General features: G+C 61.7%; 10 protein-coding genes. All 10 read left to right on the forward strand.

From position 1 onward, the window contains the following. Positions 1–9 precede the first annotated feature (9 nt). Positions 10–1,497 carry a hypothetical protein gene (locus JNC62_RS20120; protein WP_374841212.1) on the forward strand — a complete coding sequence of 496 codons (1,488 nt, stop codon included), beginning with the start codon at positions 10–12 and terminating at the stop codon, positions 1,495–1,497. Further along, positions 1,494–1,733, forward strand: a complete 240-nt coding sequence (locus tag JNC62_RS20125) for a hypothetical protein (protein ID WP_374841214.1) — start codon at positions 1,494–1,496, stop codon at positions 1,731–1,733. Before JNC62_RS20120 ends, JNC62_RS20125 begins: the two co-directional genes overlap by 4 nt. Before the next feature lie 3 nt (positions 1,734–1,736). Next, entirely contained in the window at positions 1,737–2,573 is an 837-nt protein-coding gene (locus JNC62_RS20130; RefSeq protein ID WP_374841215.1) for a hypothetical protein, read from the forward strand. Positions 2,574–2,588: 15 nt separating this feature from the next. Continuing rightward, a complete protein-coding gene (locus tag JNC62_RS20135) occupies positions 2,589–3,035 on the forward strand; it encodes a hypothetical protein (RefSeq protein ID WP_374841217.1) in 447 nt (148 codons plus the stop codon). An 11-nt stretch (positions 3,036–3,046) separates the two neighbouring features. Further along, entirely contained in the window at positions 3,047–3,733 is a 687-nt protein-coding gene (locus tag JNC62_RS20140; RefSeq protein ID WP_374841219.1) for a hypothetical protein, read from the forward strand. A 9-nt stretch (positions 3,734–3,742) separates the two neighbouring features. Beyond that, entirely contained in the window at positions 3,743–4,825 is a 1,083-nt protein-coding gene (locus JNC62_RS20145; RefSeq protein WP_374841221.1) for a hypothetical protein, read from the forward strand. Continuing rightward, positions 4,825–5,118, forward strand: a complete 294-nt coding sequence (locus JNC62_RS20150) for a hypothetical protein (RefSeq protein WP_374841222.1) — start codon at positions 4,825–4,827, stop codon at positions 5,116–5,118. Before JNC62_RS20145 ends, JNC62_RS20150 begins: the two co-directional genes overlap by 1 nt. Before the next feature lie 2 nt (positions 5,119–5,120). Next, on the forward strand, positions 5,121–5,450 hold the full coding sequence (locus tag JNC62_RS20155) for a hypothetical protein (RefSeq protein WP_374841224.1): 330 nt from the start codon (positions 5,121–5,123) through the stop codon (positions 5,448–5,450). Between the two features lie 138 nt (positions 5,451–5,588). Next, entirely contained in the window at positions 5,589–6,386 is a 798-nt protein-coding gene (locus JNC62_RS20160; protein ID WP_374841226.1) for a DNA adenine methylase, read from the forward strand. A 97-nt stretch (positions 6,387–6,483) separates the two neighbouring features. Continuing rightward, a complete protein-coding gene (locus JNC62_RS20165) occupies positions 6,484–6,768 on the forward strand; it encodes a hypothetical protein (RefSeq protein ID WP_374841228.1) in 285 nt (94 codons plus the stop codon). Positions 6,769–6,858 lie beyond the last annotated feature (90 nt).

The following is a 6,858-nucleotide window of genomic DNA, read 5'->3' on the forward strand; positions in this document are numbered from 1 at the left end:
GGAGCCGACATGACCCGTACCCTGATCGGCTTCGACTATACCGACACTCCCTGCGTGAAGATCACGAAGGCCAATTTCGACCCGATCACGACGAAGGACAGTGAGCGGCATAAATTCCACTTCTCGTCGAAGTGGGCCAACAACGTCGAAATCGCCGGATTGGACACGGTCCAGGGCGGAAACTACAGCGAGTGGACCTTTCAGTTCTGGCCGCCCGGATCGACCACCAGCAACTTCAAGAAGGCGCGCTATTCCTTCGGCGACGGCGACCTCTACGCCTGGTACTGGAAAGCGTCGTTTTTCCCGAACCTGCGCTACCGCTATCCGCTTTTTTCCTTCAAGCGCAAGAACTCGAATGGCCGCTACAACATCGATGAGCGTCAAGAGTACGTGCGAGGTTATGCGAACCCTGTCGGCTGGAAGGGTGGCTTTATCGCCTGGGGGGGCTATCGAACGGGTGGATGGGAAGACCACGGATCACCCAATGACTTTCGGATTGGCGACAAGAAATACACCTGGAATTTAGGGCTGAGCACCATACAAAGCGGCGACGGTCCAGGACGCCTCGGCGTGCTGACGGTCTTCAACCTGCCCGGTGACGATGCGCCGCTCGATGGGCCCACCGGTGTCGGCAATGCTGCCGCCGGCTCCACTGCGATCGAGATTACGCCAAGCCGACTGCGTGTTGCCAAGCCCGGATACAAGGTCACCGACGGCCCGCGCTTTCTCGCGTTCTCCTCGGAAAACGCGCCCATGCAGGTCATCGCAGCGGGCGATGTGGCCGTGCCGAAGGGGACATCGTTTGTCCCGCTGCCGATTTCGGTTGCGGCCGACACGATGGTCGAGTGTGTCTTCTATGAAGGCTCGACCATCACCTATCCGATGACGACGGCCTGGGAGTTCGAGGGCGGGCTGGAATACTGGATCGCCAACGGCCGCCTGAACTTCAACAACCCGTCAGGGGCCGGCCGCTGCCGTTACATGGTGTTTGCCCACGACACCCAGGCACCGACCTCGGGCACCTATGAAGTGCTGCGCCAGTTCAACTGGCAGGGCGAGCAGCATGTCCAGTTCCTGCGGCCGGGCGCGGCTAGTCCGCCCCGCTTCGCCGACATCGCGCTCGACAGCCGCTGGCCGGCGATCCAGATCCTCAAGGAAGGCTATTTCGAGGTCGATGGCGGCGCAAAGACGAAAGAGATCACTTACAACGCCTCCGGCTTCTTCCCGTACGTCCTCTATATGGTGCACTACAAGACGAACACCTCGACACCGCGGGAGGGCGTCAGGCCGCCATTTATCCGCTACCAGCGCCTGCCGAAGGCGTTCTCCGGGGATTGTTCGTACTGCAAGTACAACGCCTCGAAGGCGACCTTCTACACCTACCGCGGCCGCCCGGCCTACACGTGGCTCGACGGCAAAAGCAGGACCCCCCGCGAGGTCGACACCGACTTCACGCCGATCGGCATCCGCTACTACGTGCTGGGGATACCGACATGAGCGCCCTTCAAACCGCATTGGAGACCCCCATGAGCGAGCGGCAGCCCGTCGCCATCGATACCGACGTTGCGTATCGCGAACAGCTCGAGCTGATCGAGTTCTATCGCAATCGGAACCTGATCCTTGCCCAGGAGAACAAGGAGCTTCGGGCCTGCCTGGCAGATGCAGCGGCAGCGAACTCCCAACCGCCGCGGACGAAGCGTATCCGGCGCGGCGCCGCAATCAAGGAGTCCTGAGGCATGGCGCTCCCGAGCTACTACAAGACCGGCACGGCAAGCGTTACGGTTGGTGCGACGGCGGTGACCGGCCAGAACACGTTCTGGAAGGGTTCCGTCTCTCCTGGCGATCAATTCGGCACGCACCGCGGGCTCTCGATCCGGATCGCCTCGGTCGACAGCGACACCAGCCTGACGCTGTCGCACCCATGGCCGCACATCTCGCAGACCGCCGGGGGTTACGAGATCCAGATCGTTGCCGATCCCGCCGCAGCCATGGCCACCACGCGGGAATTGCTCAAAAGGCTCGACGCGGGGCTCTGGCTTAACCCTGGCGCCACCGGAACGCTAGCCCAGCGCGCCGCTTACAATGCGGAGAAGCAGGGCTTTATCTACATGCGGACGGACGTGGTGCCGTTCCAGGTCAGCGTCAAGACGGCCGACACCTCCGGCGCATGGTCAGGCTGGACGAGCCTCGTCGGCCCGAAGGGCGGTGACGGCAAGGACGGCGTCTCGCCACCCGGTACGTTTTATGACGTCGCCTTTGACGCCTCAGGCCGCCCCGCTGCCAGCGAGGAGTTTGAGGTTCTGTTCGCCCGCGCGGTTGCATTCCCTGTCGGCCTCGCTGGCAGCCGGGCGCTTGTCAAGGTCGCCCCGACCGGATCGGCAGCGGTCTTCAGCATCCGCAAGAACGACGTTCAGTTCGGCACGATCACCTTTGCAGTCGGCAGCAAGGTCGGGGTTTTTGCCGGCAACGCCACCATCTTTGCGGCTGGCGACACGCTGACGCTGCGCGCACCAGCAATCCGCAACGCCGCCCTTTCGGACATTCTAGTCACCCTTTCCGGCAATCGCATCTAACCAGGAGCTTCGCCCATGGCATCCGTAACCCGCCTTTACAATCACACGACCCGAAAGCTGTTCAGCATCGACCTCGGATCGCTGCGCGTCATGCTGCTGAACGAAAACGCCGTGTTCACCGCCAGCCACACAACGCTTACCCAGGTTGCCGGCGCGGCGAACGTCAACGAGGTCCACGGCAATGGCTGGACGCAGGGTGGCGAGTATCTCGGCAACGCCGCCTGGTCGACCGTCACCGGGGACGATTCCAAGCTCGACTGTGACGATCCGGTCGTCATCGCCACCGGTGGCTCGATCGGTCCCGCCTACGGGGCGGTCATCTATGACGACAGTGATCCGGACAAGGCACCGCTGGCCTTTCTCGATTTCGACGGCGCGATCTCGGCCGGAGAAGGGACCGAGTTCAAGATCGTCATCAACCCGGCCGGGCTGTTCGTCCTCGAATACGACCAGCCGGCCTGACGGAGCGCGATATGGCGAGCGTTCACGCGATCGGAGAGGCGGCAATTGCCGAACCCGTCAGGCAGACGGGATCGGTGCTGCTTGCGCCGGCCTTTCTACGGCTGTCGGCGCCGGAAGCTGTCGTGTCCGGCGGCGCCTCTGCCAAGCTGGCTCCAGTCACACTGAAGCTGTCCGCCCCTGCCGTGGAAACGACAGGTGGCGGAGCGGTATGGCTGAAACCGGCGGTGCTGAGACTGACGGTACATCGGGTGTTCATCCGTGGTGGCTCATCGGTGCTGCTTGCGCAAGCGAAGCTAAAACTGTCCGCACCGCCGATCAGCATCCGCTCTGCCATAAGCCTCGTGCTCTCGCCGGCAACAATCCGTCTCAGCGCGCCTCCGGCAAAGGTCGCAGGCGGTGGCGCAGTCCAATTGGCCGCTGTGAACCTCAGATTGTCCGCACCCGGCATGGAGCCGGATCGCGGTGTCGCGATGCATATCGCTTCCGCGCATCTTCGGTTGAGGACACCTGCGGTCAAGATGACGGACGCCGGCATTGCCGAACTGATGCCGGGAAGACTGACGCTTTCCGCTCCAGGTGCGCGTCCGTCGACTGGTGCGCGTGTCGAACTCGCTGTCGCCACTCTCAGGCTTTCGGCACCGGTTCACGACCTGGTCGCCCGCCCGCGTCCTCCGAAATTCCGTTTCATTGCAAGCTAGCGAGGATCCATGCTGCGCTACTTCGACCGCATCGCTCAATTCACGGCCACCGCCGGCCAGGGCACGATCACCCTCGGCACGGCGATCAACAACTCCATGCTCACGCTGGCGGAAGCCGGCGCCGTTGATGGCAACGAGATCACCTATCTCCTCGAGGAGGGCGATGATTTCGAGATCGGACGGGGGGTGGTCGGTGATGGCGCTACCACCGTGACCCGCGCCGCCGTCCAGACATCCAAGATCGGCGGTGTCGTCGGCGCCAACCGGATGGAGCTGGCGGGCGGAGGCCGTTTCCGTGTTGTCGAAACGGCCGACACGTTCAATCGCTTCGAGAACAACATCGGCTACCAGGCGCTGCTGCCGGAAATCATCAAGACGGCGAGTTGGGCGGCAACGATTGCTGAGGCCGGCAAGATGCTGGTCTACAACAGCGCCGCCGGTGGTACTGTCACACTGCCGCCGGCTGCGGCGTCCAATGGCGAGGCATTCCATTATCGAGCCGCTGGCAACGGCGCGCTGACGATCGATCCGAATGGCGCCGAAACAATCGAGGGCGCTGCTACACTTGTCTTGCCGCGCGGCTGCTCCGCCCTCGTCTGGACCAACGAGGGCAAGACAGCCTGGCGTGCGATGGTTCTGCCACCGCAGTCGATCGCGCGTCTTGCCGGGCTGGCTGGGTCGTTCCAGCGGTTCACCGGGGCGGATACTGCCGTCATGCAGGCGATCGTTGGGCCGGTTTCGCAGTCTGGCGGTGTTCCGACCGGCGCAATCGTGGAACGTGGCAGCAACGCCAACGGCGAGTATGTACGCTTCGCCGACGGGACGCAGATTTGTTCGATTGTTGGCATCAAGAATGATGCAACGCTCGCGCAAGGGAGCCTGTTTCGGTCCAATGCCGGTGCGACGTGGACGTTCCCCGCGGCTTTTTCAACGACAGCAGGGCTCTCTGTCTCAGGCACAGCCGCCAGCGGCGTCCGATGGATTTCGTCGAGCCCCGTGAGCGTCAGCTCGGTGTCTATCCTGCATTATCAAGCCACATCATCTGCAGCCATGGTTGATAGCCAGTTGTCAGCAATCGGAAGGTGGTTCTGATGATTATCCAGTTTTCCCCGCAACGCCGGAGCGACAGCCTCTCCATCCAAAAGATCGGCGACGTGCTCACCATCAACGGCGAGGCGTTCGATTTCTCAGCATTACCGGACGGCGCCACAATCCCCGCCGGCGAAATCCCTTGCCCATTCATCGAAGGGGCGGTCGACCGCGTCGGCGGGCAGCTGCGCATTATTCTCGTGCTGCCTTGCGCAGCAGATGCGCCACAGACCCGCCGCTTCCCCGCGCCGATCATCGACCCGGCTGATGGCCCGATTACCCTTCCAGGAGATTGACTATGTGGACCGTTGATCACGCCAACATCATCACGGCCGAGCAGAAATCAGCCGAGCGACAAGAAGCCACCAAGAAGGCATTCGAAAACGCTATCCAAAAGCATATCGATGCAACGGCCATTCAACGGCTGTTCCGTGACGGCGTCACGCTGGCGAGCTACGTGGCTTCGACCAACCCGCAGTGGGCCGCAGAAGCGCAGGCCTTCGTTGCCTGGCGCGATGCAGTGTGGGCCTATGCCTATGCGGAATTGGAAAAGGTTCTGACCGGCCAGCGTCCGCAGCCGACCGTTGAAGCGTTTCTATCGGAAATAGACCCCATCGTCTGGCCGTAAGACCGGGCGGCCGAGGCGGGGGCACGCCTCAAGCGACGGGCCACATTTTGCGAACTGACCCGTCCGACAGCGCCAAACACAACCGTCGCACCCGTACCCTGCAGGGCGGATAAGCGATTACGTCGTGAGTTCTTAGAAATGGTAAATCTGCAACCGGTTTCGCCGGTGAATCCTGCCGCCCCCTACATCGGCGGCAAACGCATCCTGTCGAAGGCCATCATTCGCAGGATCAACGCCACGCCGCACGACGGCTATGCGGAGCCTTTTGTCGGCATGGGCGGTGTCTTCCTGCGGCGCACGATGCAGCCGCGCATGGAGGCGATCAACGACATCAGCGGCGACGTTGCGAACCTCTTCCGCATCCTCCAGCGCCACTATCCGCAGTTCATGGAGACCCTTCGCTTCCAAGTCACCAGCCGGCGAGAATACGAACGCCTGGTCAAGACCGACCCGACCACGCTCACCGACCTGGAACGCGCGGCGCGCTTCCTTTATCTCCAGCGGCTCGCCTTCGGAGGGAAGGTCAGTGGCCGGAACTTCGGTGTCGAGAAGGTCAACGGCGGGCGGTTCAACCTGTTGAAGCTTGCACCACTCCTGGAAGACATTCACGAGCGTCTGGCCGGCGTCGTAATCGAGTGCCTGCCCTGGCGCACCTTCATCGAGCGCTACGACCGGACGGGCATGCTCTTTTATCTCGATCCACCCTACTGGGGGAATGAGGACGATTATGGAAAGAACGTGTTCGGCCGGGAAGATTTCGCGCAGATGGTCGAGACGCTGAAGCACCTTCGAGGCACCTTCATTGTCTCCTTAAACGCGGTTCCAGACGTCTTCGAAACCTTCAAAGACTTCACAATCGAGGAGGTAGACTGCACCTACTCGATCAGCGGCCGGGGCCAGAACAAGGCCGTGAGAGAGGTGCTGATCTCGCCTTGACTGGAGTCGGAGGATGGAAAGCATTGGGCGCCGTGATGGCGCCCTTTTTGCTTTATGGCCCCCACGAGATATTGTCTCCCCAACGGGAGGAAACGAAATGGATGGTTTGCTAAAGGTGTTGATTGCCACCGCCTGTAGTGTGGTGATCATCGGCGGCGGTTACTACGCCTCAACCGAGTACAGGTCCTATCAGCAGGGGAAAGAGGTAGCCGACCGGATCGACAGAGCACGAAAAGAGTTGTTCGGCTTTGCGGAAGCCGCCGAGGGCGAAACTGATAAGGTCCGAGACTTCTGCCGGACCTACAACAAGGCTCTGGATCCGAGCCGCAGAGGAAGCGATGTCGCGGTCAGGAACTGTAGGGCGTTAGGATATCTCTACTGAAGCGCTGGCGATCATTTTTGACAGCCGATCCGGAATTTTTATTTTTCCAGTTTCTGCTGTCAAAATTCCGGAAATTCGCGGCGGGCTACA

The sequence above is a fragment of the Mycoplana ramosa genome (assembly GCF_041930185.1).
In the GTDB taxonomy this organism is placed as follows: Bacteria; Pseudomonadota; Alphaproteobacteria; order Rhizobiales; family Rhizobiaceae; genus Mycoplana; species Mycoplana ramosa.

Bases quoted from the DNA above. Each gene is read 5' to 3' on its own strand.
- JNC62_RS20120 (WP_374841212.1), top strand. From the start codon at position 10: ATGACCCGTACCCTGATCGGCTTCGACTATACCGACACTCCCTGCGTG.
- JNC62_RS20125 (WP_374841214.1), top strand. From the start codon at position 1,494: ATGAGCGCCCTTCAAACCGCATTGGAGACCCCCATGAGCGAGCGGCAG.
- JNC62_RS20130 (WP_374841215.1), top strand. From the start codon at position 1,737: ATGGCGCTCCCGAGCTACTACAAGACCGGCACGGCAAGCGTTACGGTT.
- JNC62_RS20135 (WP_374841217.1), top strand. From the start codon at position 2,589: ATGGCATCCGTAACCCGCCTTTACAATCACACGACCCGAAAGCTGTTC.
- JNC62_RS20140 (WP_374841219.1), top strand. From the start codon at position 3,047: ATGGCGAGCGTTCACGCGATCGGAGAGGCGGCAATTGCCGAACCCGTC.
- JNC62_RS20145 (WP_374841221.1), top strand. From the start codon at position 3,743: ATGCTGCGCTACTTCGACCGCATCGCTCAATTCACGGCCACCGCCGGC.
- JNC62_RS20150 (WP_374841222.1), top strand. From the start codon at position 4,825: ATGATTATCCAGTTTTCCCCGCAACGCCGGAGCGACAGCCTCTCCATC.
- JNC62_RS20155 (WP_374841224.1), top strand. From the start codon at position 5,121: ATGTGGACCGTTGATCACGCCAACATCATCACGGCCGAGCAGAAATCA.
- JNC62_RS20160 (WP_374841226.1), top strand. From the start codon at position 5,589: ATGGTAAATCTGCAACCGGTTTCGCCGGTGAATCCTGCCGCCCCCTAC.
- JNC62_RS20165 (WP_374841228.1), top strand. From the start codon at position 6,484: ATGGATGGTTTGCTAAAGGTGTTGATTGCCACCGCCTGTAGTGTGGTG.